This window comes from Flintibacter hominis, assembly GCF_014287965.1.
Taxonomy (GTDB): domain Bacteria; phylum Bacillota; class Clostridia; order Oscillospirales; family Oscillospiraceae; genus Lawsonibacter; species Lawsonibacter aceti.
Window position 1 is genome coordinate 78,351 of sequence record NZ_JACOPO010000007.1, and the last position, 26,322, is coordinate 104,672.

At 54.6% G+C, this 26,322-nt stretch carries 29 protein-coding genes; 9 read left to right on the top strand and 20 right to left on the bottom strand.

Annotated elements, in window-relative coordinates; translation table 11 throughout:
* Positions 1 to 65: 65 nt before the first annotated feature.
* Together H8S11_RS10890 and H8S11_RS10895 are read left to right on the top strand one after the other, a co-directional pair.
* A complete protein-coding gene (locus H8S11_RS10890; protein WP_186853158.1) occupies positions 66 to 290 on the top strand; it encodes a hypothetical protein in 225 nt (74 codons plus the stop codon).
* A 115-nt stretch (positions 291 to 405) separates the two neighbouring features.
* A complete protein-coding gene (locus tag H8S11_RS10895; RefSeq protein ID WP_147571106.1) occupies positions 406 to 735 on the top strand; it encodes a hypothetical protein in 330 nt (109 codons plus the stop codon).
* A 77-nt stretch (positions 736 to 812) separates the two neighbouring features.
* Here the strand turns inward: H8S11_RS10895 and rpsR are convergent, their stop codons facing one another.
* The 4 genes from rpsR to H8S11_RS10915 form a co-directional block, all read right to left on the bottom strand.
* The gene (gene rpsR / locus H8S11_RS10900; RefSeq protein WP_374740045.1) at positions 813 to 1,052 is read right to left on the bottom strand and encodes a 30S ribosomal protein S18; all 240 of its coding nucleotides are present in this window, start codon (positions 1,050 to 1,052) and stop codon (positions 813 to 815) included.
* A 44-nt stretch (positions 1,053 to 1,096) separates the two neighbouring features.
* Entirely contained in the window at positions 1,097 to 1,579 is a 483-nt protein-coding gene (locus H8S11_RS10905) for a single-stranded DNA-binding protein (protein ID WP_147571107.1), read from the bottom strand.
* 12 nt (positions 1,580 to 1,591) lie between these two features.
* Positions 1,592 to 1,888, bottom strand: a complete 297-nt coding sequence (rpsF, locus tag H8S11_RS10910) for a 30S ribosomal protein S6 (RefSeq protein WP_186853159.1) — start codon at positions 1,886 to 1,888, stop codon at positions 1,592 to 1,594.
* A gap of 198 nt (positions 1,889 to 2,086) precedes the next feature.
* Complete coding sequence (locus H8S11_RS10915) at positions 2,087 to 2,572, bottom strand: deoxycytidylate deaminase (protein WP_147571109.1); 486 nt, start codon at positions 2,570 to 2,572, stop codon at positions 2,087 to 2,089.
* A gap of 246 nt (positions 2,573 to 2,818) precedes the next feature.
* Between H8S11_RS10915 and H8S11_RS10920 the strand changes: the two genes are divergently transcribed.
* Positions 2,819 to 3,214, top strand: coding sequence for a hypothetical protein (locus H8S11_RS10920; RefSeq protein WP_147571110.1), 396 nt, complete (start codon positions 2,819 to 2,821; stop codon positions 3,212 to 3,214).
* Between the two features lie 527 nt (positions 3,215 to 3,741).
* Here the strand turns inward: H8S11_RS10920 and H8S11_RS10925 are convergent.
* The 8 genes from H8S11_RS10925 to H8S11_RS10960 form a co-directional block, all read right to left on the bottom strand.
* Positions 3,742 to 4,698: a hydroxymethylglutaryl-CoA lyase gene (locus tag H8S11_RS10925; protein WP_186853160.1), complete on the bottom strand. Its 957-nt coding sequence runs from the start codon at positions 4,696 to 4,698 to the stop codon at positions 3,742 to 3,744.
* Between the two features lie 31 nt (positions 4,699 to 4,729).
* Positions 4,730 to 6,028 (bottom strand): TRAP transporter large permease, encoded by a 1,299-nt coding sequence (locus H8S11_RS10930; RefSeq protein WP_186853161.1) that lies wholly within the window; start codon positions 6,026 to 6,028, stop codon positions 4,730 to 4,732.
* Complete coding sequence (locus H8S11_RS10935) at positions 6,028 to 6,537, bottom strand: TRAP transporter small permease (protein WP_186853162.1); 510 nt, start codon at positions 6,535 to 6,537, stop codon at positions 6,028 to 6,030. The genes H8S11_RS10930 and H8S11_RS10935 overlap by 1 nt, the downstream gene beginning before the upstream one ends.
* Positions 6,538 to 6,642: 105 nt before the next feature.
* Entirely contained in the window at positions 6,643 to 7,035 is a 393-nt protein-coding gene (gene dctP, locus H8S11_RS14090; RefSeq protein ID WP_186853174.1) for a TRAP transporter substrate-binding protein DctP, read from the bottom strand.
* Entirely contained in the window at positions 7,011 to 7,715 is a 705-nt protein-coding gene (locus H8S11_RS14095) for a TRAP transporter substrate-binding protein (RefSeq protein ID WP_186853163.1), read from the bottom strand. The genes dctP and H8S11_RS14095 overlap by 25 nt, the downstream gene beginning before the upstream one ends.
* Positions 7,706 to 8,635, bottom strand: coding sequence for a transketolase family protein (locus H8S11_RS10950; RefSeq protein ID WP_186853164.1), 930 nt, complete (start codon positions 8,633 to 8,635; stop codon positions 7,706 to 7,708). Before H8S11_RS10950 ends, H8S11_RS14095 begins: the two co-directional genes overlap by 10 nt.
* Before the next feature lie 22 nt (positions 8,636 to 8,657).
* Positions 8,658 to 9,473, bottom strand: a complete 816-nt coding sequence (locus H8S11_RS10955) for a transketolase (RefSeq protein WP_186853165.1) — start codon at positions 9,471 to 9,473, stop codon at positions 8,658 to 8,660.
* A 47-nt stretch (positions 9,474 to 9,520) separates the two neighbouring features.
* The gene (locus H8S11_RS10960) at positions 9,521 to 10,957 is read right to left on the bottom strand and encodes an aldehyde dehydrogenase family protein (protein ID WP_186853166.1); all 1,437 of its coding nucleotides are present in this window, start codon (positions 10,955 to 10,957) and stop codon (positions 9,521 to 9,523) included.
* 267 nt (positions 10,958 to 11,224) lie between these two features.
* Between H8S11_RS10960 and H8S11_RS10965 the strand changes: the two genes are divergently transcribed.
* The gene (locus H8S11_RS10965) at positions 11,225 to 12,115 is read left to right on the top strand and encodes a LysR family transcriptional regulator (RefSeq protein WP_147571114.1); all 891 of its coding nucleotides are present in this window, start codon (positions 11,225 to 11,227) and stop codon (positions 12,113 to 12,115) included.
* Between the two features lie 778 nt (positions 12,116 to 12,893).
* Positions 12,894 to 13,274 carry a hypothetical protein gene (locus H8S11_RS10970; RefSeq protein WP_147571115.1) on the top strand — a complete coding sequence of 127 codons (381 nt, stop codon included), beginning with the start codon at positions 12,894 to 12,896 and terminating at the stop codon, positions 13,272 to 13,274.
* 45 nt (positions 13,275 to 13,319) lie between these two features.
* Here the strand turns inward: H8S11_RS10970 and H8S11_RS10975 are convergent, their stop codons facing one another.
* The 3 genes from H8S11_RS10975 to H8S11_RS10985 all read right to left on the bottom strand — a co-directional run bounded on the left by H8S11_RS10975 (position 13,320) and on the right by H8S11_RS10985 (position 16,733).
* Positions 13,320 to 14,378, bottom strand: coding sequence for a PTS sugar transporter subunit IIC (locus tag H8S11_RS10975; RefSeq protein WP_186853167.1), 1,059 nt, complete (start codon positions 14,376 to 14,378; stop codon positions 13,320 to 13,322).
* A 122-nt stretch (positions 14,379 to 14,500) separates the two neighbouring features.
* Positions 14,501 to 15,916, bottom strand: a complete 1,416-nt coding sequence (locus tag H8S11_RS10980) for a GH25 family lysozyme (protein WP_147571117.1) — start codon at positions 15,914 to 15,916, stop codon at positions 14,501 to 14,503.
* Between the two features lie 304 nt (positions 15,917 to 16,220).
* On the bottom strand, positions 16,221 to 16,733 hold the full coding sequence (locus tag H8S11_RS10985; protein ID WP_147571118.1) for a transcription repressor NadR: 513 nt from the start codon (positions 16,731 to 16,733) through the stop codon (positions 16,221 to 16,223).
* Positions 16,734 to 16,918: 185 nt separating this feature from the next.
* Here H8S11_RS10985 and proS point away from each other — a divergent pair, with 185 nt between their 5' ends.
* Positions 16,919 to 18,364: a proline--tRNA ligase gene (proS, locus tag H8S11_RS10990; RefSeq protein WP_186853168.1), complete on the top strand. Its 1,446-nt coding sequence runs from the start codon at positions 16,919 to 16,921 to the stop codon at positions 18,362 to 18,364.
* A 100-nt stretch (positions 18,365 to 18,464) separates the two neighbouring features.
* On the opposite strand, the gene H8S11_RS10995 is transcribed toward proS, so the two are convergent.
* From H8S11_RS10995 to H8S11_RS11010, 4 genes are read right to left on the bottom strand one after another with little or no spacing between them, the layout of a single operon-like run.
* Positions 18,465 to 19,874 carry a DUF4340 domain-containing protein gene (locus tag H8S11_RS10995; protein ID WP_186853169.1) on the bottom strand — a complete coding sequence of 470 codons (1,410 nt, stop codon included), beginning with the start codon at positions 19,872 to 19,874 and terminating at the stop codon, positions 18,465 to 18,467.
* Positions 19,861 to 21,315: a GldG family protein gene (locus tag H8S11_RS11000; RefSeq protein WP_186853170.1), complete on the bottom strand. Its 1,455-nt coding sequence runs from the start codon at positions 21,313 to 21,315 to the stop codon at positions 19,861 to 19,863. The genes H8S11_RS10995 and H8S11_RS11000 overlap by 14 nt, the downstream gene beginning before the upstream one ends.
* Positions 21,315 to 22,178, bottom strand: coding sequence for an ABC transporter permease (locus tag H8S11_RS11005; RefSeq protein ID WP_147571122.1), 864 nt, complete (start codon positions 22,176 to 22,178; stop codon positions 21,315 to 21,317). The genes H8S11_RS11000 and H8S11_RS11005 overlap by 1 nt, the downstream gene beginning before the upstream one ends.
* A complete protein-coding gene (locus tag H8S11_RS11010; protein ID WP_186853171.1) occupies positions 22,175 to 23,155 on the bottom strand; it encodes an ABC transporter ATP-binding protein in 981 nt (326 codons plus the stop codon). The genes H8S11_RS11005 and H8S11_RS11010 overlap by 4 nt, the downstream gene beginning before the upstream one ends.
* A gap of 161 nt (positions 23,156 to 23,316) precedes the next feature.
* On the opposite strand from H8S11_RS11010, the gene H8S11_RS11015 reads away from it, so the two are divergent.
* From H8S11_RS11015 to H8S11_RS11025, 3 genes are all read left to right on the top strand, one after another.
* On the top strand, positions 23,317 to 23,826 hold the full coding sequence (locus tag H8S11_RS11015) for a hypothetical protein (protein ID WP_147571124.1): 510 nt from the start codon (positions 23,317 to 23,319) through the stop codon (positions 23,824 to 23,826).
* Between the two features lie 98 nt (positions 23,827 to 23,924).
* Positions 23,925 to 24,599, top strand: a complete 675-nt coding sequence (locus H8S11_RS11020; protein WP_186853172.1) for a response regulator transcription factor — start codon at positions 23,925 to 23,927, stop codon at positions 24,597 to 24,599.
* A complete protein-coding gene (locus tag H8S11_RS11025; RefSeq protein WP_147571126.1) occupies positions 24,596 to 25,858 on the top strand; it encodes a sensor histidine kinase in 1,263 nt (420 codons plus the stop codon). The genes H8S11_RS11020 and H8S11_RS11025 overlap by 4 nt, the downstream gene beginning before the upstream one ends.
* 314 nt (positions 25,859 to 26,172) lie before the next feature.
* On the opposite strand, the gene H8S11_RS11030 is transcribed toward H8S11_RS11025, so the two are convergent.
* Positions 26,173 to 26,316, bottom strand: coding sequence for an acetyl-CoA hydrolase/transferase C-terminal domain-containing protein (locus H8S11_RS11030; protein WP_243201031.1), 144 nt, complete (start codon positions 26,314 to 26,316; stop codon positions 26,173 to 26,175).
* Positions 26,317 to 26,322 lie beyond the last annotated feature (6 nt).

The following is a 26,322-nucleotide window of genomic DNA, read 5'->3' on the forward strand; positions in this document are numbered from 1 at the left end:
AATGTATCTGACGGGGGATAAGCTGTCAGGCCGGTGCGGAGGAAACGGCCCTTCTGTACCGGGCCTTGTCTGAAACCAAATTCCGCCGCAGGCTGTTTTCTGGCCCCTATACCCCTCCAGAAGAGGCGTCCTACTGTTTTGTGGCCATGACGGGAGAGAGGGAGCATTTTTTCCTGGACCTGTATTGCACGGAGGACAAGGTGACCCTCCAGGTCCAGACCTCCTCCGGAACCTACCAGGCCATTGATCCGGAGAAAATTTATGATGTCCTTGCCCCCATTTCCCTATAGAATGACCGTCAGGCAATCGCGCTTCCGCACAGCGGTCGTTCCTATCTCTCCCCTTCACAGCAGAGAGCATCACGCAGGCTTAGTGGAGTATAGCCTTTATTCAGGGGGAATTGGCATGAAAAAGTTGTATTATAAGCTTCTATGTCTTGGAAACTGGGGTCTGAGCCTCTATTTACTTCTGATTTCCTTTCACTCTGCGGCTCCCCTGCTTGGAGCGAGCGCATTAGAGCATATTCTTTCCTCCATCTCTTGGTATCTGTTGATACTGCTCATCCTTCTTGGTGTACCTGCGCTGTATTGCTGGTATAAGCTCCGCTCCAGCCGGTCGGATGATATTCCGCCTGAGTATGTGAAACGCTCCCAACAGCTCCTAAAAATCGTGATAATCCTGGCTCTTGTATCTGCCTTTGCTATTTTTCTTCTCAGGATAAAGGCGGGAATTTGACCGGGCCGCGTGTATCATACAGCTACAACAAAAAGCCGCCCATGGATGAACCATGGGCGGCTTTTTAATAGACACGATCAATCGGTCACATAGGGCAGCAGAGCGATCTGACGGGCCCGCTTGATGGCCTCGGTCAGCTGACGCTGATGCATAGCGCAGGTGCCGGTGGTGCGGCGGGGCAGGATCTTGGCCCGCTCGGAAGTGAACCGGCGCAGCTTGGCGGCGTCCTTGTAATCGATGCACTCCACCTTGTCCACGCAGAAAGCGCAGACCTTACGGCGCTTGCGGCCGCGGGGAGCTCTGTTATCACGTTCCATAGCCATGGGATTGACCTCCTTTTTACGACCATACATGGTCAAAGTTAGAACGGCAACCGGCCGTCATCATCAGAGAGATCGGCAAACTGGTCCCCGTCCGCGGGCGGAGCGCCATAGCCGGAGTTAGAAGCGGGAGCGGACCAGCCGCCGGCGGCAGAGCCGCCCTGGCTATACCCGGAGGAGAAGCCCCCTCCGTCCCCATCCCGCTTGGAGTCGCCGAAGTAGACCTGGTCGGCCACCACCTCGGCGGAGCGGCGCTTATTGCCGTCCTTATCCGTCCAGTCACGGATCTGCAAACGGCCTTCCACCACGGCCATACGGCCCTTGGTGAAGTAGCGGCTGACGAACTCGCCAGTCTGACGCCAGGCCACCACGTCGATAAAGTCAGTGGTCCGCTCGCCGGTGGACTTGTCCTTGAAATCCCGGTCTACGGCCAGGGAGAAGGAGGCCACGGGCGTGCCAGTCTGGGTGCGCCGAAGCTCGGGGTCACGGGTCAGACGACCCATGATGAAGATTTTGTTGAGCATATCCGCTCCCCCTTACTGGTCTTTGCAGACAATCATGGAGCGCATCACACCATCGGTGATCCGGAAAATACGGTCCAGTTCAGCGGGGATAGCGGCGGCGGCAGTAAAGGTCATCAGGACGTAGTAGCCCTCCATCAGATCGTTGATGGGATAGGCCAGACGGCGCTTGCCCCACTCGTCGATCTCGGACACGGTACCATTGGCCTCGACCACGGCCTTGAACTTTGCCACCAGGGCGGAGATCTGCTCCTCGCTCAGGTCGGGCTGCAGGATATAGACCGCCTCGTAGTTCGCGTTGATTTTTGCCATGTTTTGCACCTCCTTATGGACATATGGCCCCTGAAGTCTTATGCCAGGGGCAAGGATGTTGTCTGACGACATCGGCAGACCTAATTATTATACACGCTGCCGTGTAAATGTCAAGACAAAATACAAATTTTGTCCATAAAAATGCCGCCTTCATGTTCCATAGGCGGCATTTCCCTACAAACAATGGGGCAAAGGGGATCAGCCCTGCTTTTCCGGGAGAGAATCATCCTCCCGAATCCAGTCCTCCACATGGACCACGGAGTAATCCTTATCTGTGTTGCGGATAACCACCCGGTCGATACCCGCGTTGATGATGGTCCGGCGGCACATGGAGCAGGAAGTGGCGTCATGGAGCAGCTCGCCGGTAGACGCCTCCCGCCCCGCCAGGTAGAGGGTGGAACCCAGGGTGTCCCGCCGGGCAGCGGAGATGATGGCGTTCATCTCCGCATGGACGGAGCGGCACAGCTCATACCGCTGACCAGATGGGATATTCATGGCCTCCCGGGTACAGTAGCCCAAGTCCATACAGTTCTTCCTCCCACGGGGAGCCCCATTGTAGCCCGTGGACACAATCTCGTCATTTTTCACGATGATAGCGCCGTAACACCGGCGCAGGCAGGTGGACCGCTCCAGCACGGTCTCGGCAATGTCCAGATAATAATTTTCCTTATCGATGCGCTTCATACGAGGTCCCCCTGTCCTCTGTTTGGATGGTGACAGTATATCCTATTTTCCGCCCGGACGCAAGAGTCTTCGGCCTGATACTGGGTCGTCAGGCGCAAAAAGGCGCCGGAGGGTGGCAAAGGGCTACGGAATTTACATTTTGTTTACGAATGGTGCCTTGACGATTACATGGAGAAAGACTATCATAATATCGTACATTGGCAGGCGGACACGCCTGCCTCCTGTTTCCTAAGGGGGCACACATTTATGATCCGCAACGCGATCCAACGGTTTATGTATGGCCGGTATGGTAACGACCAGCTGAACGTCTTTTTGATTGGCACATATCTTGTCCTATACCTTTTGTTCCTGCTCACCAGGTTCGAGATTCTCTATTGGGTTTGCTGTGTGCTGATAGTATTCTCCCTGTTCCGCCTTCTCTCCCGGAACCTGCCCCGGAGGCGGGAGGAAAACGCGCGGTTTTTGAAGCTGGCCGGTCCAACCATCCAGTGGCTTCGCCTGCGCAGGACCATCGCCCGTGATAAGGAGCATCGGTATTTCAAATGTCCCAACTGTGGACAGCAGCTCCGGGTCCCCCGAGGCAAGGGGAAGATCACAGTCACCTGCCGGGGATGCGGAGCCAGTTTCCAGGAAAAAAGCTGATATAAAGCCGTGGAACTTGAGGGATACCCCTGGTAAGGGCAACAGGATATTCCTCCATCAGAGTGTATTTAAAAAGGGCCATCTGCCTTGATATCAAGGCAGATGACCCTTTTTAAATATCTGATTATTAATGTGGGAATTCAAACTACTGATTTCATTCTTCTAGTAGAAATTCAACCCTCTTTTAAATATTTTGTCTGTCATATAGAGCAGATAAGAACACTTAGGGGTTGGTGTCAATCTGTATATCACTCTTTTTTCTTCGAAGTGCTTTTCCAAATCCGAGTATAGCGCGCATAATAGATACCCACAATTACCGCGCAGAACATAGTCCACAAGGTACCTATACCCTCATGGATAGGGATAAAATAGAACAACCCGGCGCAAATGCCTGCTACACTCACTGTACAGCCTGCAATGGCTTGCGCGGCAGGAGAGGGGCTTTTCCGATAAAATCGCTTTCTCATATCGTTCCCTTTCGCTTGAATAACCCAAAAGCATTCTGTCTCAGCCGGAACACTTTTGTTTTATTTTAATGTCTGATTTCTAAGCTGTCCAGTGGGCAGTTCAGAAATCAGATCACTGGACTTTCCGGCCCGCAGCAGATAGCTGTCGGTTCCATGGTTCAGCAGTTGGACGAGCTGGCGGCTGACCTTCATAGCCTGATCCAAATCCACGCCGGTTTTAATCCCTATTTCATCGCACATGTGGACCACGTCTTCCGTAGCCACGTTGCCTGCTGCACCCGGCACAAAGGGGCAGCCGCCCACGCCTGCAAAAGCGGAATCGTACCGGGTGAAGCCCGCCTGCATTCCAGCCATGATGTTGGCGATCCCCAGTCCCCGGGTATTGTGGAAGTGGAGCCACCAGGCCACCTGGGGATAGCTCTTTGCCATATCGGTACAGATTTGATATACCTGTGTGGGGTAAGCCTGACCAGAGGCGTCGGACAGGGAGATCTCCGTCACGCCCACGGCCAGATAGGCGTCCACAATTTCCTTTACGTCGGACAGAGGGATCTCCCGGTCCCAAGGGGAACCGAAGGCCATAGAGATCGAGCCGGAGACCTCAATTCCCACAGACCTTGCCGCGTCCATACAGCCGTAGAAACCCTCCACTGTCTCCGCCGGAGTCCGATTTAGGTTGGCCAGATTGTGCGCTTTACTGGCGGAGACATTCAGCTTGACCTTTTTGCAACCGCAGGCGGCGGCCCGCTCCACACCTTTTAAATTAGCGACCAACGCGCGGTACTCCACACCTTCTTTGCGCTTCAAATTTTGAAATACCTCATCGGTATTGGCCATCTGAGGGACCGCTTTAGGGCTCATAAAGGATCCCACTTCAATTACGGAGAAACCTGCTTGTACAACACCTTCGATCAGCACTAACTTTTCCTCTGTGGTCAAGATCCTCTTTTCATTTTGCAGGCCGTCGCGAGGTCCAACTTCACAAATTTTGATTTCTTCCACCAGATTCAATGGCATAGAAACCCTTCCTTATCCTGTATCGTTGTTTTTATCCGTTCATCATATTAGGAATAAATGTAATCAGCTGCGGGAACACAACCAAAATGGCAACATCGACCAGCGTAATTAGGACAAACGGGATAATTTCGCGGATAATCCCCTCTACCTTGGCGTTAGAGGAATTGGCCGCTACATACAGACAAACGCCGACGGGAGGAGTCAGGTTGCCTACGGCTATATTGCAGATTACGGTAACACCAAAGGCAACTGTATCAATTCCGGCGGCCTGAACAATGGGCAGTAGAACAGGGATAAACATAATCTGCATGGCGGTGCCCTCCAGAAAGAACCCCCCGATAAAGAACACCAAGTTGACAATAAACATGACCCAGATTTTATTGCTGACCGAATCACCGAACAGATTTAAAATAACTTGCTGGAAGTTATTGCTCTGCAAAATCCAAGCAAAGAGGCTGGATGTGCCAATGATAAACATGACATTTGAGGCACCAATTATTGATTCCACAAACATCTCTGGGAGGTCCTTTATCCTGATAGTCCGATAGACCACCATCGCAACAATCAAGGTATAAGCCACTGCTGTGATGGCAGATTCAGTAGCGGTTACAATGCCAGTCAGGATGCCACCTACGATAATGACCGGAGCGAAAATCGGAAGCAGGGCATGCCGCAACGTCTTCAGAACCTGGGTAACAGAGAAATGGTTGCAGTGGTTTTTATCATAGCCGCGTACATAGCAGGTGATCCCGCAGACCAGCATAAAAGAAACACCAATCATGATACCGGGGATAATACCACCTAGAAATAGTTTCCCAACTGAAATACCAGTAATACTGGCCAATACAATCATGGGCATACTGGGGGGAATAATGATTCCTAGCGTACCAGAACTGGCCATCAGGGCCGCGGAGTATTCTCTTGGATAGCCGCTGCGCTCCATACTCGGCACCATAATAGAACTCAAAGCCGCGGTATCGGCGGGAGCGGACCCGGAAATACCGCCCATCAGGATGCCGGTCAGAACACCTACATAGCACAGACCACCGCGCAGCCAGCCAACCAGCGAGTTGGCAAAATCAATCAGTTTTTGGGTAATTCCACTGCGCTCCATAATAGAGCCCACCAGCATAAAGAAGGGAATGCCCATCAGTGTCACACTATTTACGCCGTTAAAGATACGCTGGGGCGCAATCATCAGCGGGACCTCTCCCTGCATAACCAGTTCAGCGATTGCGGACAGCCCCAAAGCTACCGCAATGGGAGTACCAGTAAAGATGACTAGTATCAGGAAGAGAACAATCATCAAAATCAACAGGGTAGAAACCATTATTTGCTGCCCTCCCCCTTCTCCTCGTCACCATACAGGTCGTTTATGATCCCGGCAATACTATAAAATAAGCTGAATGCGCCACACAGAGGAATACAGAGATAAACCAATCCATAAGGGATAGACATAATTGGAGAATACATTCTCATGGTACTGGCAGAGTACTTAAAACCATAAATGGTCAATACCAGAAACAGCAGAATAGTCAAAATCTCACTGATTATGGAAAAAGCCCGTTTCAGCTTGGGCGGATATTTTTCCACCAGAAATTCCACACCTAGATGCTTTTTCCGGTACACACCGATGGCAATTCCCAGAAACATGATCCATGTAAAAATAAATCTACTTCCTTCTTCAATAGACGCGACCGCACCGTTGAGAAAGTTTCTAGAAAATACATTGATTAGGAGAATTACAAGCAGTACGGCAAAACTAACTGTAGCAAAGACAAAAAAAACCTTATAAATGCCGCGGGAGATTTTTTGTAGTTTTCGGTTGAACGAATGCATAAAATATCTCCTTTCGATCTTATTGATTTTCAATTCTAACATTGGGAACCGCGGAGCTTCTGGCCTGAACCAGAAGCTCCGCAATCTGGAAGAAAGGAGCACACATTAATACTGGAAGTTCTTGATTTGGTCAATCAGATCTGCGCCATAGGTATCAGCGAACTGATCATATACACTGGCAGTTGCCACACGCCAAGCCTCTTTATCGGGGTTCTCATTAATTGTCATTCCCTTTTCCTTTAAAAACTCAATCTGTTCAGCCTCGCTCTGGCGAATTCCATTCTTTTCCACCAGGCCTGCGTCCTTTGCAGCCTGCATTACAATTTCTTGGTCCTCATCGGTCAACTTTTCCCAGACATTTCCATTCATCAGCAGGCCCATAACTGTGTAAATGTGGCCATCCAGAACCATATACTTCTGCACTTCGTAAAAGTTATCATCACAGAAAGCAAAAATAGGGCCTTCCTGACCGTCTACAGTATTGTTGGAACAAGCCAGATAGACTTCTTTATAGCCGTAGACGCACCCAGAGCGGCAGCTGTGGCAGCCTGAATGGGGTTATCAGGAATACGAATCAGCTGTCCAGCCATATCCTCGGGACCATTGATTTCTCCCTTGTTAGTTGAGTAATGACGGAAGCCGGAATCCCAGTAATCTAGGATCATAACATGATTGCTGTTCCAGATATTGTCTCGGAAAAGCTGCCCTGGTTCACCTGCAAAGACAGCGTCTACATGGTCACTGTCAATAAAAAGATAAGGCAAGCTAAACACATTAAAATTAGAATCCAGTTTTGCTACTGAGCTGGAGCCTACCAGACAAGCGTCTACTGTGCCCATGGCCACACCCTCAGCCATCTCACCCTCGGTGCCCAGAGCCTCATCAGCAAAGACCTCGACCTGAACCGCCCCCTTGGTATTCTCCTCAACCAGCCGTTCAAACTCAGCCAAGCCAGCATAGAAAAAAGATTCCGCATTGTGGCTGGTACCAACCTTGAACGTCACATAGGTTTCACGGCTTCCATCCGCATTGATAGCAGAGGATGAATTGTTATCGCTGTTATTGTTGTTACCTCCGCAGGCTGTCAGTGACAGTAGAAGGACAGCTGCTAACATTGCGCTTATAGTTTTTTTCATTTTTGCGCTCCTTTCTATCGCATATCTTTTGATTACTTCCATTCCATTGCCGCTTTTACGATGTCTCCAGTGTCAATTCCAAGGCACTGGCGAAGGTAAGCACGATTGCCCACCTCACCAAACCGGTCCCGAATGCCAATGCGGCGCATAGGGGCCGGATAGTTTTCCGCCAGTACCTCAGCTACCGCGCTTCCCAGGCCACCGATAATATTGTGGTTTTCCACTGTAATGATCCCTCTAGTTTCGCGGGCAGCCTGAATGATTGCCTCCTGATCTATCGGCTTAATGGTATGCATATTTAGAACCCGTGCCTCAATCCCATTCTCCTTCAGAATTTGGGCCGCTTCCAGGCACTGAGTCAGCATAATACCGGAAGAAATCAGAGTGACATCACTGCCCTTACGCAGTATATCAGCCCTACCAAGCTGATAGCGGTAGTCATCACCGTAAAAACAAGGAGCCACAGCCCGGTCATAGCGAAGATACACCGGGCCGTCCAGATCCAATAGGGCTGGAATCATCTGACGAAGCTGCATACCATCAAAGGGCTCCACAATGGTAGTATTTGCGATTCCTCGTACAGCGGCAATATCGTCGTAGCTCTGATGGGTCCCGCCATTAATTTCAGCGACAATTCCGGGAGACAGGCCTACCAAAACCGCATTCAGTTTACTATACGCCAGAGAAATCGTCAATTGATCCAAAACCCTGCGCGTCATAAAGGGACCAAACGCATGGACAAATGGACGTTTTCCACTGACAGCCAGCCCGGCCGCCACGCCCACCATGTTGGCTTCCGCAATTCCTACATTAAACGCACGGTCAGGATAGGCCTGTTCAAAGTCCCGTGTACCGGAGATCTGTCGGGAATCTGAGTTGACGATACAGATGCGTTCATCCGCTTTTGCCAAGTCGATCAGGGTATCGCAAAAAATTTTTCTCATTTCAACTTTGCTTTCCATGATTTCACCTCCTGATCACCGTTTACTGCAGGTCCTGCAGAGCATCTTTTAGATCTTCCGCAGTCACCGGCATACTATGGGACTTGGTCGTCCCCTCTATTTTTTTCCAGCCTTTTCCTTTTATGGTGTGGAGCACAATCATATTGGGCTTGTCCATACAGGTTTTTGCCTGCTCAATAGCGTCATAGATGGCCTGGAGGTTATGGCCGTCGATTTCCTGAACGTTCCAGCCAAATGCGCGCCACTTAGCTGCCGCATCAATCATGGAGTTGACCTCATCTACCGGGGCGTCAATCTGTTGGCCGTTCAGGTCTAGAAAGCAGGTCAATGAGCCTAGTTTGGCCTGTGCTGCATACATACCAGCCTCCCAGATCTGGCCTTCCTGACTTTCGCCGTCACCAATGATACAATACACTCTGGCGCCGTTCCCATCGATTCGGTCAGCCAGCGCCATGCCTACGGCGGCAGATAGGCCTTGCCCCAGAGAGCCGGTGGTCATATCAATTCCAGGAGTCAAAAGCCGGTCACAATGACTGGGTAGCATAGTACCTGGCTTATTCAGGGTATATATTTCCTTCCGATCAAAATAACCCTTCATGGCCAGAATGGAATAAACTCCGGGACCTCCATGTCCTTTAGAAAGCACAAAGCGGTCTCTCCCAGGCATTTGGGGATTTTTCGGATCGATATTCATTTCCTCGTAATAGAGTACAGTAAGTACGTCCACAATATCCAATGCGCCGCCAACATGACCTTTTCCCAGGCTAGCAATCATTTCCATTGTGGTCCGACGAGCCTCCTTCGCCAGTTCAGTCAGCTCCTGAATACTATGTTGCATCACAAAGCTCCTTTCAACAGTTAGATGACCACAGGAAAATAGTCGGATCACTCCTCATCCATGCCATCTTTATAAAATTTACCGAACAGCTCCTGAAGGGAGGGCATATCCTCGGGGATAGGACGGGCCACCCAAGTGGTATTCATATAGTGTTTCAGGGCAATGTTCTCGGAAACGATGTTGCCGCCCCAGGTCCCGCAGCCCATGGAGGACGTGGGAGGCATACCGTTGGTGGCGGATCCGGCATTACCTTTGTTATTGGGCTGGCGCACCATGATGCGGGAGACAGGGGCCGCCTTACCCAGACGGTCAATGTGGCCGTCATCCCAAGAGTAAATACCGCAGGAGTGGCCCTTGCCGCCTACTTCGAAGATGGCCCGCATCATGTCCAGGGCATTTTCAAACTCTCCCTCATACTTGAACAAAGCCAGCAGAGTGGTCAGCTTCTCAGAGGAGAAGAAGTATTCTTTGCCAATCTGATCAATACCACCACCCGTGACCATAATAAATTTCCGGTCCTCGGGAATCTCAAACCCGGCAGCCTCAGCCAGCTTCTGAGGGCTGATGGCCACAGTGCCGGGAAGTCGGTGCCCCATCTCGTCCCACATGACACTCTTGAGCTTCTCCGCCTCTTCTTCGTTAGCTAGATAGCCGCCCTCGGCCTTGAGCGCGTCTACCATTTTGTCATAGATAGATTCGTGGATGACCAGGTTTCCGTCACAGGAACAACCGGAACCGAAATCAGAGGTCTTGGAAATGCGGGTGTTCTGCGCTGCCTCACGCTGGCGCTCAGGAGTATCAGCAGTATTATCGATAATCACAGTAGCATTGCCCGCACCGGATCCATAGGCGGGCGTGCCGGAGGAGTAAGCGGACTTGACCATGGGCCGGCCACCGGTGGCGATAACCAGATCGCAGCGTTTCATCAGTTCCTGAGTCAGAGCGATAGAGGGCTGCTGAATACCCTGGATGATGTCGGCGGGGGCGCCCTCACGGAGCAGGACTTCACGAATGATGTCAATGCACTTGTTGGTCACCACTTTGGCCCGTGGATGAGGGCTGCAGATGATAACGTCTCGTGCCTTGATAGCGTAGATTACCTGGCCGGCAGGTGTCAGACAAGGATTGGTAGTAGGTACCAGAGAGGCAATTACCCCCACTGGCTTGGCATATTTGACCAGCCCCTTCTCCGGGATTTCTTCAATAGCGCCGACGCTTCTGCTCCGCATACAGTCGCGCAGGATCAGCTTCAGCTTGTTGCGTTTGTTGCGCTTCGTCACCTTATCGCCCAAGTTGGTCTCATCCACGGCCTCATCGCTGAGCTGCGCCCAGACCTTCAGATCATAAAGAGCCGCCGCAACCGCCTGGCACAGGTGATCTACTCTGTCCTGATCGTAAGTCTCAATGATTGCCGCAGCCTTACGGGCTCTGGCAACCATTTCTTCCAACATTTCAATCTGTTCTGTAGTGATCTCTTTTGCCATAGTATTCAACACTCCTTTGATAATTTTGCTGTAAATAGCTCTTTTATCTAACCTAAATTTAACATTTAGCACAACCTTATGTCTAATACTTGTTTTGAATTGGATTTATAGAGGAAAATCTATAATTATTTCACCTCTGCCTGTCAGGAGCAGTCCCAACACCAGTGATCTTTAACTACTCTTTGCCTGATCCAAGCTTGACAATTTCCCATCTATCCAATATTCTTTATGTATTAATACATTCTTTTTATAGAAAGGTGGGTTACTATGACGCTGCTCCAGCTGCAATATTTTCAGGTTTTGTCACACAACCTGCACTATACACGCACTGCTGAGCAGTTGTGTATTTCTCAGCCCAGCTTGAGTTACGCCATCAATGAGTTGGAGAAGGAATTGGGGGTCAAGCTGTTCCAGAAGGAAAACCGGAAGGTTACTCAGACAGTCTATGGACAGCAGTTTCTTCCCTATGTGGAGCAAGCTCTTACTCTTCTGCAGGACGGTTCTAATGTGCTGCGGCAGATGGCCAACAACGCCCCCCAGATTGTCCGATTAGGATATTTTCACAGCGTTTCCGCCTCCATGATCCCCGCTCTGGTGGATGGATTTTATCAGCAGGAGGAAAACCGCCAGATTCGCTTTCATTTTACAGAAAGCGCTTCCTATGATATCCTGAACCAGATCCGTTCTGGCGCACTGGATCTGGGATTCAGCCTTCATCAGGCCGAGTGGGCGGAGTCGGTAGGGGTTATCCGTCAGCCACTTTATCTGGCAGTCCCCGCCAACCATCCTCTTTCCGGCCACAGTTTTGTTTCCTTTGATGATTTTGCTCACGAGCCGCAGATTATGCTGGAACACAGCAGCAACCTGCGGTCCAATATGGATCAGGTCTTTTCTCAGCATGGGATCATTCCTAATATTGTGTTTGAAGTGCGGGAGTGCAATGCCGCGTTGCAGTATGTCGGGTTGGGATTTGGCGTGTCCGTATTGCCGCAGGTACCGGCCATGGATACGGATAAGGTCTATATCGTTCCTATTTCTGATCAGGAGAAGGAGTTCGTGCGTACCATTTACCTTACCTATCCTAAGATCCATCCCATCTCTCCTGCCGCCCAGAAGGTGCGCGATTATATCATTCAAAATTGCGCGCTCAACACTTGATATTCTGACCCCTATGCCGCCTGCGGGCAGATTTTTTCGACGAGTCACGGAAAGATGGCGCTCTCCATCTCCGTCTGAGGAAAAAGAGGACTTTCGGCAATGTTGCCGAAAGTCCTCTTTCTGTATTAAGGTTATTACAATGTTCAGAAGGAGGATCCATTTGCAAACCGGATCATCTTGAACGCAAAACGTCAACGCAGGAATCCAACTCACTGAGGCACAAATGTCCCACAACAGAGTCATCCAGGTAGCGTCTGCGTTTCCACCTAGGCCCACAAAGCTCCGAAGGGCAAGCTGAAAACCTGTATTCCAAAAGAAAATACTGAAGCAGTACGCCGCTGAACGCTACTTACCCAATCCGAAGTTCTGTGTGGATGATGGATACTCCAGATTCGTTTAACCGCCTGGGCTGAAACCCACTGAACATTGGGGAAAGGTCTCCATATTCGGCGTCCGATACACCGCCATTCATGACAATGTGGATACGGACAGACGCAAGGACTGCACGGCCCATCACATCCGGTCGTGTATATCCTGGATAAGATAAGTGCTGGATGAGACACAAAGCATAGCAGAACCCGCATAGACGGAAAAACCTTGTAGATACTTCTGATGTCATATCTGTCGGGGCTCCAGATACCTAAGAAGTTATCCCAACTAAAGGAGTCACAACAGTCACGCGGCATTTTAATGGAAAAATTTTTTTAGCGTGAAACAAAACCCTTCTATTTTCGTCTAATAAAGTAGAGGGTATTCCTGCGTAGAGGAGGAAAGAACATTGAAAAGGGCGCTGAAAGGTTTGCTGGCTTCCCTGCTGGTACTGGCCTGTCTGGGGATTGCCGCGGTTGGCGTTTTGCAGGCCACAGGTTGGAACCTGATATGGGGTCAGTATCTCCAAGCTGGTGACGGTTCTCATATTATGATTGACCGGCACGGTGATCCCATCATTTTGGGAGACCGCTCTAGAACCGGGAACCTGTTCCATGGATTAAGGGATGGAGACACGGTACTATTCCTCTGTTCTGACATTCAGGAGAGCTATCCTGCCCGCTCACGGGCCTATTGGTGCTTCCGCCTGGAGCGTGGCACTGCCTCCAATCTCCCAGTGGATACGCTGGGCCAGTTGAAGGAACTGGGCTGGCTGCCAGCTACATTTTAAAAAAAGAGGGCAGGCCCCGGTGGGGCCTGCCCTCTTTTTTTGCCATCACTGAGGCAATACCAGGTCTCCCTCGCGGATCCAGCCGATCTTCCGCAGCATCTCACAGAAGAACCAGGACAGGACGGCAGGGAGAATAAAGCAGATCAGAGCCATACCCAGCCAGTCAAAGGGGGTGATGGCCGCCTTAACTCCGAGAGCCACATCGTTGACCCAGCCCGACCATACGCCGATCTGTCCCACGAAACCGCAGGTCCCCATGCCAGAGGCCACGCCGCCAGCGGGGTCGTTCATCTGGAGGTGAAATACACAGGTGGCGATGGGGCCGGTGATGGCGGAGGCCAGCGTGGGGGGAATCCAGATTCGGGGATTCTTCACGATGTTGGGCATCTGGAGCATAGAGGTACCGATACCCTGGCTGATCAAACCGCCCCAGCGGTTCTCTTTAAAGGACATAACGGCAAAGCCCACCATCTGGGCACAGCAGCCGGCCACCGCCGCGCCTCCGGCCAGGCCGGTGAGGGTGAAGGCGGCGCAAATAGCGGCGGAAGAGATGGGCAGAGTGAGGGCAATCCCCACCAGTACGGCTACGACAATCCCCATCCAGAAGGGCTGGAGAACAGTAGCGTCCTGGATGAGTTGGCCAAAGGCTTTGGCCGCGGCGCCGATGGGCGGGGCGATGAGCAGGGACAGGCCCGCGCCTACGAATACGGTGACGGCGGGGGTGACCAGGATATCCACCTTGGTTTCTTTGGATACCATTTTGCCAATCTCAGCGGCGATGATGGCAATGAACAGAACAGCCAGGGGGCCGCCCGCGCCACCCAGTTTGTTGGCGGACCAGCCCACAGCAGTCAGGGAAAAGAGGACCATCGGATCGGCTTTCAGGGCGTAACCGATGGCCACCGCCATAGCGGGACCGGACATATCAAAGGCAAACTGTCCCACATCCACCAAAAAGGAGAGGGACAACTGCTGGCCCAGGGTCTTGATAATGGTGCCGATGAGCAGGGAGCAGAACAGGCCCTGGGCCATGGCCCCCAGGGCGTCGATACCGTACCGTTTGGCGGATATCTCGATGTTTTTCCGTTTTAGAAACTCTCTCATTCGTAACGCGCCTTTCCCACACAAAATAAAAAAGCTGTACAGGTGTCAAGACACCTGTACAGCCCATTATAGCGCGTGAACTCAGTTTGTCAAGAAAATTCCTCCGGCTGGGGATCCAGGCTTCAGTTCTTTCCCCAGTCCGACCAATCAGTGAGGCACAGGTTCAGATCCACCTTTACCGGGATGCCGGGGACCGTGCCGCTGCTAGAATACTGCCACATATGGTAGTGGTAGCGGAAGCTGGTGGGCACCCAGCCGGTGGTGTAGTGGGCCAGCCAGAAGGGCCAGTCCTGGAGCTGGGCCAGGTCCAGGCCGCCAGCATAGATCTTGGATGGGCTGCCGTAGGTCATGGGGATATAGCCGGCCTCCTCGATGATGTCACAGAAGACTTTGGCGCATTTGGTCACCGTTTCTCCGTCGGTGTCCTTTGTCCGGGAGTCGGAATCACTGACCTCCTCCCAGTCGAAGACCACGGGGTAGGTGATATCATAGCCCTCGATCCACTCCAGAAGCTGGAGGGCCTCCTCCCGTGCCTCCTCCTCCGTGGTAGCCTGGGAGAAGAAGTAAACGCCCACTTCCAGGCCGTTCCTCAGGGCATTTTGGATGTTATAGTCAAAATAGGCGTCCTTGTTGATGCTGCCCACAGTATAACCCCGGTAACCCGCCCGGATCATGGCGAAGTCCACCCCGGCACCGGCCACCTGGGTCCAATCGATCTGCTTCTGGTGAGAGGACACATCCACCCCAATGTAGCTGGGGGCGTCCCCCGTATAGGTCAAAAAGCCGTTCTTGACCACAAATCTGCCGCTGTCATAGTCGTTGCTTGGAATGGGGCCAGGCTCCGTTTCCGGTACATGGATGAAGGACAGGTCGTAATTCATCAGGATGACCGCCCCCTGGGCCCGGGTAGCGGTGCCGGTGGGGTCAAACAGGTTGCCCGGCTTGCCGGAGATGAGACCCACGGACCAGGCCCACTCTACCGCGTCGATGGACCAGCTGGCGATGGATTTCCGGTCCGCGAAGGGGGCGGCCACCTGGGACAGCGGCTCCCCCAAGGTATGCCAAAGGATCACAGCCAGCTGCTCCCGGGTCACCTTGTCGTCGGGACCGAACCGTCCGTCATCATAGCCGGTGACTAGCCCCTCCTGCCAGGCCCAGAGGATGGCGTCGGCATCGGGGTCGTCCAGGTCCACATCGGAGAAGGGACTGGTCAGTGCCTGGTCCTGTTGGTCCAGGTCCTCGTCCTCCTCCGTCCCGCTCTCGAACTCCTCCCGCTCCAGGGACACCTGGGGCCGGTCATAGATCTGATAGAGGGCGGCGGCCACCATGGCACGGGTTAGAGGAGCCTCCGGCAGGAACTCCAGCGCATCGGTGGCCTCCATCATCCCCTTCTCCCAGCAGTACTCCACCGCGGCGGTGTACCAGGAGTTCTCGGGCACGTCGGAGAGCTTCGTCCCGGCTGCCGAGGCGGGCAGAGGCAGGGTCATAGCCACGGCCAGCAGGCCGGCGGCAAGGGATCTCAGAGTCTTGTGTTTCATAGCGTTCCTTTCTGTCTGTCGTAGAGTGTGGTGAGTGTTGGGTTAGGTGCAGTATACTCAGCTTGTCGAAAGAGCCCTCCCGCAAGGAATTCCGGTGCCCGCAGGCGGCGGAATAAATTTTGAGGCCGTCATTTCCGGCCACATACGCATTGGAAATAACACTTTTTGCGGGGGTTGGGCTGGGAATGATTCGGGGCCCACCCTGCGCGCGGCTTTTCTCAAAAAAGTGACTATACCACTTTTCGACAGTCTCAGTATACTACGGCAGAGCCAGGCTCTGCCAATGGTATCTTTTGGATGGAGCTCACCGCTCCAGCAGGATGCCCTGCCGAGCCAGCGCCTCTCGTACCCGCTCATAGGCCCCCTGGTCCGGGCAGGCCAGGGTATGAAGGTGGATCCCCTCGGTTAGCTGGGAAAGGGGGGCAGCGGCCTGACTCCGGCACCGGGCGATGAACTGCCCCACCTGATACCGGTCGGATAGCTGGAGCGGTCCGGTGAGCTGGCCGTAGATCGGATGGTCCACGATGACGTCCAGCACCGTGCAGCCCTGGTCTACCATGGCGTTCAATTCCGCCTCCATGGCCTGTCCGTCGTGCTTCACAGCGATCTGCCGCACCAGGCCGGAAGGCGCGTTCTGTACCATATAGCCTCTTGGGGTGGCGGTGATTCCCTGGCCCCCGGCCCGCAAGATGGCCACATCCCCTACAATGATCTGACGGCTGACCGAAAACTCTCTGGCCAGAGCAGTGGCGCTGACCGGGCTCCGGGCCCGCTCCAGCCGTCGGGCAATGGCCTGTCTTCTCTCCTGGGCGTCCATAGCCCTCCCTCCCCTGTCTTGTCATATGCAGTAAGTATATCACTGAGAGGAGAGGTACGCAACGGCACAGACACAGATTTTTCCGGGAACTTTCCGGGAAACCTTGACTTTTCCGCTTGGAATCCATACAATGAACAAGATAAGTCTTCCAATCTCATATCACGATATAAAAGGACTGAAACGACATGGCTCAGAACCCCAACAAAAAGCAGGTGGAACAGATCACCGACATGGAGGTAGACTTCGCCCAGTGGTACACTGACGTGTGTAAAAAGGCGGAGCTGATCGACTACTCATCCATCAAGGGCATGTTCATCTACCGCCCCTACGGCTACGCCATCTGGGAGAACATCCAGCGAGAGATGGACCGGCGCTTCAAGGAGACCGGGCACGAAAACGTATATCTTCCCATGCTCATCCCCGAATCCCTGCTCCAGAAGGAGAAGGACCATGTGGAGGGCTTCGCTCCTGAGTGCGCCTGGGTGACCATGGGGGGAAGCGAGAAGCTGGAGGAGCGCTACTGCATCCGTCCCACCTCCGAAACACTGTTCTGTGAGCACTACAAAAATGTCATCCACTCCCACCGGGACCTGCCCAAGCTGTATAACCAGTGGTGCTCCGTCCTACGCTGGGAGAAGACCAGCCGCCCCTTCCTGCGCCACCGGGAGTTCCTGTGGCAGGAGGGCCACACCATGCACGCCACCCCGGAAGAAGCCCGGGAAGAGACCATGCGGATGCTCAACGTATACGCCGACTTTATGGAGAATGTGCTGGCCATGCCTGTGGTCCGGGGCCGTAAGACGGACAAGGAGAAATTCAACGGCGCCGAGGAGACCTACACTGTGGAGTGCATGATGCACGACCGAAAGGCCCTTCAGGCGGGCACCAGCCATTACTTCGGCGACGGCTTCGCCCGTGCCTTTGACATCACCTTCACCGGCAAGGACAACCAGCTCCACTACCCCCACCAGACCAGTTGGGGCGTGTCCACCCGGATGATCGGCGGCATCATCATGACCCATGGCGACAACAACGGTTTGGTCCTGCCCCCCCGCGTCGCCCCCATCCAGGCGATGGTCATCCCCGTAGCCCAGCATAAGGAGGGCGTGCTGGAGGCGGCCAACGCCCTGCTGGACCGGCTGAAGGCCGCCGGCATCCGGGCAGGCCTGGACGACAGTGACCAGTCCATGGGCTGGAAGGCCGCCCAGTACGAGATGAAGGGCGTGCCCCTGCGGGTGGAAATCGGTCCCAAGGATATGGAGAAGGACCAATGCTGCGTCTGCCGCCGGGACTCTGGGGAGAAGGTCTTTGTCCCCTTGGCTCAGTTGGAGGACCAGGTGAAGGAGCTGCTGGACTCGGTCCACGACGGACTATTTGCCCGGGCCCAGAAGAACCTGGAGGACCACACCAAGGTGTGCCACACCCTGGAGGAGGTCAAGGCCTTTATGGAGTCTGAGGGCGGCTTCGCCAAAACCATGTGGTGCGGCGAGCTGGACTGCGAGCTGAAGATGAAGGAACAGGCCGGGGTCAGCTCCCGGTGTATGCCCCTGAAGCAGGAGAAGGTGGGCGACGTATGCGTCTGCTGCGGCAAGCCCGCCAAGCACTCCATCCTCTGGGGCGTGGCCTATTGATCGCTGGCATACAGAAAAACAGGGCCGCCGTTTTTTAGAACGGCGGCCCTGTTTTATGCCTTTTGCCCCATGGGGCGCGGTCTGTCCGGCGGACGGAGCTTCAGTTCAGCACGATGGCCTGGACCGCCTCGATGAGGTCCACGGCCCCGGAACGGGCCACCAGGGAGACCGGCTCCCCGTCCACCACCGCCAGGCAGTGCTCGCCGTCCCAGCGGTACAGCTCCACCGCCACCTGCGGGAATGCGTCGTTGTCCAGATAGACGGTCAGGGCAATCTCCTGCCGCTGGGAAGGCCGCTCGTCAGTAAAGCTGTCGGCACTCAGGCTCTCCAGCGCCTCCTGGAACGCGGAGATATCCACTTCCTCCCCCTGGTAGAGCCAGGTCCGGTCCTCGCCCTCGCCCTGGGCGGTAAGGGTATGGCTGGCCCCCTCCAGAGTAACTTCGATCTGCCGGATATCCCCAAAGTCGGCGGACAGCACCTCCTGGTGCCGCAAGTCATCGTAGGAAGCGGCCATCAGCTCCTGGTAATCCTCCGACGTAATTTGATAGACGATCTGGGAATCTCCCACTCGCAGATAGGCGGTAATCGTCTCCTCTTCCTCCGTTTCCCCGGTATCTGCCGCCTCCTGGGCGGCCAAGCGCTCCTCCGGGTCCCGGCTGATGTGGAGTATAAGAGTACCGGAGGCCTTTTCCTCTGCCCTGTCCTCGGCTGTATAGTCCACGGTCACCGTCAGCTCCGGCTCATCCAGGCCATAACTGGCCAGTTCCTCCTCAGTAGCATGATAGGTCACATAGTTGTTGGGGGCCAAGTAGCTGATATTATGCAGGTAATCCTCTACCCGCCCAGTGTCCAGCGGGAGCGTCTTTCCATCCCGCTGGGTAAAGTAAATGTCCTCCTCGCACCAGCTTGCGGAGTTGTCCTCCTCATAGGTGACTGTATAGTTCTCCACCCCGTCAAACCGCAGCCGGGTCACCTGATCCAGCTCCGGGATGTCGTCGTGGTCTATCATGTCGCGGAGCCCCGCGTCAAACTGGTCCAGGGGGTCGCTGGCGGCCAGATACACCTTTCCATCCCCAATGGACACATATCGCTGGGAATCCATGGCGCTGAAGTCGCCGAGCAGTATCTCGTAGTTGTTCTCACCTGTACCCAGCGTAATGGTGCATACTGGGTCATCCAGGCCGTACTGGCTCGGATCCTCCACCTCCTCAATGACGAAGGCCGCCGCGAAGGATTGGAACGTCTCCAGCAGCTCGCCTACCTTTTCTCCGTCCACGGGGAACGTCTCATCTCCATCATAGAGCCAGTCCCCATCCCGGTGAAACGACAGGGTCTCCCCCTCATAGGTCCAGGAGAGGGTCTGGACCGCGTCACTGTCGATTTCCAGGACGACCTCTCCGCTGGTTTCAATCCGCTCCTGGCGCTCTTGTACCTGGAGGGCGGCAAATGCCGCAACGCAGCACACCGCCAGGACAGCTAGTAAAATCACGATCCGTTTAGACCGGTACATTTTGCGCACGCCTCCTCTTCAAGACCACCCAGATCCCGATGCCCAGATACAGCAGGGGGAACACGCCGATCATCACCACCTGAAGCAGAGAGGACACAGCGTCGTTGATAGTCAGATAATTGTAATTCAGGGATTTGCTCCGGATGGCCATGGCCTCGCTCTCTCCAATCAGAGAGGACACCGCGTTCATCGCCAGGTCCCCGTTGGCCCCGGAGGAATAGGCGTTGTACATATCATCCAGGAACGCAGAGGAGGAAAACCAGATGATCTGACCTCCATTCCCACAGTCGATGGACACCGCCAGAGCAAAGGGGCCGTCGATATCCCCCTCCTCCTTCTCGTAGGTGTCCAGGTCATAACCGGCGGCCTTGCTGAAGGAGGCGGCCGAGGTGGTGAGCAGGGAAGTCACCCCGCTCCCCTCCCCGTCAGCCGACACCGTCAGTCCCTGGGCGATGGGCATGATGGCCAGGTAATTCTCCTCGATCAGCGAATCGGTAATCCCGTGGCTGTTCATGTCGGGCAGCAGGATATAGGGGACCTGGAAGGCGTAGTGCTCCCGGTCGCCCTCCACCACTACGCCCTCATTGGGTGTCACACCGTAGCTGGCAATCAGCCCGTACAGCTCATCCAGAGGGTCTTCCTGGGTGGGGCCCGCCATGACCAGCAGCTTGCCGCCGCCGCTGGTATACTCGTCCAGCATCTCCACCTCCTTCTGGGACAGGTCGCTCTCCGGGCCGTAGATCATGACACAGTCGGCATCCTCCGGCACTGCGTCCACGGTGAGCAGGGAGAGAGGATCGACTTGGATGTTTTCTTTCTCCAGCTGTTCCTGGAAGGTGGCGGGCAGCTCCGCCTCCCCGTGTCCCTCCAGTAGATAGAGCTGGGGCAGCTCCTTTGCGGTCACATAGTCGATGGCGGAGGTGATGGCCCCCTCACCGTCAAAGGAGGTATTGTAGGAGTAAGAGTATATGTCCGCCTCCTGGATATAGATATCGTTGTAGCTGATATAGCGGCTCCGATCCCCACACTCCACGATCAGGCTGTTGTTAGTCACCGTCTCGTCGGTGTACTGCTGGGCGAAGGTAGGGAATACGTCCGGGTTCTTTTTCACGACCTGGATATGGTCAGAGAGGCTTTCGTACTTATTGAGCAGGTTTTCGATTACGTCGTCCTCTTTCCCCGACTGGACCACCCAGTAGATCGTTACATCCTCCTCCAGCGCGTTGACCACCACCTTGGTGTTGCTGGTGATGGAGTAGAGCTTGGTGGCGCTCATGTCGTACTTGGTCAGGTTGGAGGGGAGGGCGGAGACAAAGACATTGACTGCCACCAGAATGGCCAGCACCACCGCGGTGACGACAATGGAATAGGCGCCGCCCCGAAAGGCGTTCTGGTTTCCCTCTCTCTGTGGGGCCGATTGGAAAAGTTTTGGCTTGCGCATCAGTTATACCTCCTCTTCTCCAGGGACTGGACCGACAGGAACAGGAAAAATACGATCACAGCAGCATAGTAGACAATGGCTGTCATATCGAAAACTCCGTTGACAAAGACATAGAAGCGTTCGAACAGTGACAGCTGTGTCATGATCTTGGGGAGCAGCCCCTCAAAGGAGGCCGCATCCATCTGATAGGCGACCACGGTGACCGCCAGAAGGAGAAAGCTGACGCCGTAAGCCAGCGTCTCATTTTTGGTGAGGTATCTTATGATCCCCCACAGGGCCAGGATCAGTACACAAATGGCCACCATAGACCCGAATGCGGTGGAGGACACATACTCAGACAGGCTTACGCTATAATAGTTGAACAGGATGACCGCAATGCCGATGCCGGCGGCAAAGCCCTGGTTATCCGTAAGGGAGGAGAGGAACATCCCCAGCGCGATCAGCGCGGCCCCCAGGACCAAAAAGGCCAGGATAGAGCCGTAGGAGGTGGGCAGGTATACGTCCCCGTATTGGGAGAAGATCAGCGGGTACAGGGAGATCAGACACAGGGGGACGGCATAGACCACCAGCAGAGCCAGATACTTGCCCAGGACCACCTGCACCGTGGTAATGGGCAGGGAGTAAAGCAGCTGATCCGTCTTTTGTCTGCGCTCCTCCGCGATGACCCGCATGGTAAGGATGGGCACGATGACCACGAAGATCAGGCAGCCATAGCTGAGTACGAACTCAAAATTGCTGACCGCGGCCTGAATGTTGTAGCGCAGAGCGCCCAACCCAATAAAGGCCAACAGAAAAGCGCCGAAGATATAGGCTGTCAGCGAGTGAAAATAGTTCTTCAGCTCATGTTTCCATACTGCTATCATCCCTGCTCCACCTCCCCTTCCGCTCCATTTTCATCATGAGGAGATGCCTCCGTTAGCTCCAGGAACACGTCCTCTAGGCTGGCTTTTTTCAGGCTCATCTCCAGCAGGGGGATTCTCCTGTCGGCAAAGGCAAAAAAGATAGCCCTAGATGCCTCGTGGATGCGCTCCAGCCCGGTGTGGATGCAGGCTGTGACCAAGCCCTGCTCTCCCTCTCTCCAGTCGATGTCCGTAATTCCGGGAACCCCAGACAGGGCGGCCTTGACCTCGTCCTCGGGCGCCTCCGCCGTGATGGTGATCTCGTTTGGCGTCATCAGAGTACGCTCCAGGTGTTCCGGAGTGTCGAAGGCCACCAGCTTTCCGTGGGCGATCATGATGATCTGGTCACAGATGGTCTGGACCTCGGAAAGGATGTGAGAGCTGAAGATCACCGTGTGGGTCCGTCCCAGCTCACGGATCAGGTCGCGGATCTCAATGATTTGGAGCGGATCCAGCCCCACCGTGGGCTCATCCAGGACAATGACCTGCGGGTTTCCCAGCAGCGCCTGGGCAATACCCACCCGCTGCCGGTAGCCCTTGGACAGAGCGGAGATCCGGCGGCCCCTCATCTGCTCTATTCCAGTCTGCTCCATGACCTCCTCTATTTGGTTCTTCAGCTCCAGACCATGCAGCCCTTTGGCCTCCCCCACGAAACGCAGATACTCCTCCGGGGTTTCGTTCATATACAGAGGCGGCTGCTCCGGAAGATAGCCAATGAGCCGTTTGGCCTGATTCGGCTGCTCAAAAATGTCGTATCCTCCGATTCTCACATGACCCTCCGTCGCTGACAGGCAGCCGGTCATAATGTTCATCGTAGTAGACTTCCCCGCTCCGTTGGGCCCCAGGAATCCATAGATCTGTCCGCTCTCGATCCTAATGCTTAGATCAGAAACCGCGGTGATATCCCCATATCGTTTGGTGAGATGTTCGATCTCGATCAAGGACGTTTCCTCCTTTTCTTTCAATGGAGCCATTATAAAGACAGAACTTAAAACCAAGTTAAAAAAGGTCCGCCACCTTTTTTAAGTAGATTTTGAGTTTGACTTTTACAATGGCAGGCAGAAACCCGCCTACACGGCGGGCTGACAGGAGGTATGAAAAATTGAAATCGATCTATCGCACGGCATATGTCTTGTTGTTCACATTTTTGCTCTTGTTTTCCGGAGGGTGTACTGATACAGTAGAGGCAGACCATTCCTCCTCATCCTCCGCGCCTCCCCTCGCTTCCTCCGGCGACACCGGGGAAGGAAGCCTTACCATCCTCGCCAGCTTTCAGCGGGAGGACGGCAGTCCCCTGACCGAGCAGTCCATCCGGCTCTCCGCGGGTGACAAAAGCGCGGAATATCCCCTGGATGAGTGGGGGGAGCTGCGGGTTTCCGGCCTTCCGCGGAAAATGACTCTGGAGGTGACCGTTCTGGATAAGGAGTCGGGTCCTCTGGGTACCATCACCATCTCCTTCTCCGAGGGCACTGTCATTGACGCCTCTACCGATCAGGAGGGGGCGGGGTATGTGGTGGTCAAAGAGGACACGGAAGCGGTTGATCTGCTCTTTGTCCTCTGTGACGATGGCTCCATCCAATGTGATCTGGACCTGGGCCGGGACATCGCCTGACTGGACAGCATGCGCAGGGGGATGGCCGCTCCGCATCGAGGTAATTTAGCCGTGGAGCGTATCACTTTGGGCTTTTCTGCCCAAAAGGAGGGATCTGAATGCGGATCTTGATCGCCGATGATGAGGCAGAGATGACAGACGTTCTGGAGGCTCTCTTGAGTCGGGAGCACTATGCGGTGGATATCGTCCATGACGGGCAGGACGCCTTGGACTATGGGCTGACCGGGAATTACGACTGTCTGGTCCTGGATATCATGATGCCGAAGCTGGATGGGCTCCAGGTCCTCCGGGCACTCCGGGACCGGGGCATCTCAACTCCTGTACTCCTACTTACCGCGAAAAGTCAAGTGGCCGACCGGATCGCCGGATTGGACAGCGGTGCGGACGACTATCTCCCCAAGCCCTTTCACCCCGGCGAGTTTACGGCCAGGGTGCGGGCTCTGACCCGCCGGGGCACGGAGTACACCCCCGACCTGCTCTCCGCTGGGAACATCACCCTGGACCGCACCACCTTCGAGCTGCGCCGCGGTCCCTCCTCCATCCGTCTGGGCAGCAAGGAATTCCAGATGCTTGAGCTTCTGATGTGTCATATCGGTTGCCCCATCTCCACAGAGCGGTTCATGGAGAGGATTTGGGGCTATGACAGCGAGGCGGAGATCAATGTGGTCTGGGCCTATATCTCCTATCTTCGGCGGAAGCTGGAGTCTCTGGGCGCTAATGTCCGCATCGTAGCCCGCCGTGGGCAGGGATACCTGCTGGAGGAAATCTCATGATCCGCTCTCTGCGCCGGAGGTTCCTCCTCATCGCCATGCTCTCTCTGCTGGGGACGCTGGCCGTCCTGTGCACTGCCATCGGCCTTGGCGCCCACTACACCGCCACGAGCCGGGCAGACCGCGCCATCACACTGCTTTATGAGAACGACGGCGTATTCCCTGCCCCGGCGGAGACTCACGACCCGGCTGCGGCCTTTGGGTTCCACATTACCCAGGAGACTCCCTTCGAGACCCGCTATTTCATCGTGGAATTGACCGCCGACCAGGAAGTACGGGGCGTCGATATCGACCATATCGCCGCCGTCGACCGACAGGCCGTAGTAGAGAGCATCAACGAGATCCTCTCCTCTGACCGGCCTCGGGGCTATGCCAACTACTACCGCTATGGCATATTTCATCATGAGGATGGAGGAAGCACTATTGTCGTGCTGGACTGCTTTCTCCAGCTCCAGTTCGCCTATAACGCCCTCCGTATCACTGTCATCGTGGCCATCTCCTGCGCCGTAATCGTCTTTCTGCTGCTGATGCTACTGTCCAAACGAGCGGTGAGACCCTTCGTGGAGAATCTGGAGCGGCAGAAACGGTTTGTCACCGACGCCTCCCATGAGCTGAAAACGCCGCTGGCTATTCTGGCGGCGGACGTGGAGCTGCTGCGTCAGCCGAATACCGAACAAAAGTGGATCGACAGCGCCCAGGCACAGATTACCCGGATGGACAAGCTGATTAAAAACTTGGTGGAATTGGCCCGGACAGAGGAAACCATAGAGGACAGCGCCGTTACCTCCTTTTCTCTCAGCGAGGTGGCTCAGGCCAGCGCAGAAGGCTTTCAGCCGCTGGCAGAGGCGGAGGGCAAACGCCTGGAGGCCCACATCCCACCCGCTGTCGAGCTCCGTGGGGTGCAGGAAAATATGTTTCGTCTGTTTTCCATTCTGCTGGACAACGCGGTCAAATACTGTGATCCAGGGGGAACGATTCGTCTCTCCCTGGGCCAGCGGGGACGGAATATCTATCTCTCTGTCTCCAACCCCTGCGCGGGGGCGGATACCGCCCAGTTGCCCCGCTGGTTCGACCGCTTTTACCGGGCGGACTCCTCCCGCGCCCGCGCTACCGGCGGCTATGGGATCGGCCTGTCCACTGCGAGGGCAATCGTGTCCCGGCACCGCGGCCGGATTACCAACCGCTGTGAAAACGGCCAAGTCACTTTCTCTGTCGTGATCCCACAGTTTCCAAAGGTTAGAAAAAGCGCAGTACATAGATGAGCATCTGCTCTCCGAGACATAAGGAACAGGGACTTTGATATGCGTGACATATATACTTTAGGGCGCAGAAACAGTATCACGCCCTCCGGTGGGGCAAGGGCCACATCGGAGGGCGTGAAGGCCATATTTTACGTTTTCTTTCTCAAGTCAGTTGGCATCCATTTTTATCACTAAACATAACTTATATCCTCTCCATTTCAGCAATACCAAGCTCCTCCATGGTATGTGCATCTTGACCGCATCAAGACGACAAATGCATGGAGTATGCGAAACGCTATGATGCTGCCCCTAGAGATCACGATAGTTCTTCTCTATCAATGGAAGTTATCTTTAGCGTATTGAAGCAGTTCCTCCCGGAAGTCAGGGTGAGCAATAGCGGCCATGGCAGCGGCTCTCTCGCCTAAAGACAGGCCATGCAGATGGGCCACGCCGTACTCAGTAGCCACACACTCAACCATGGTGCG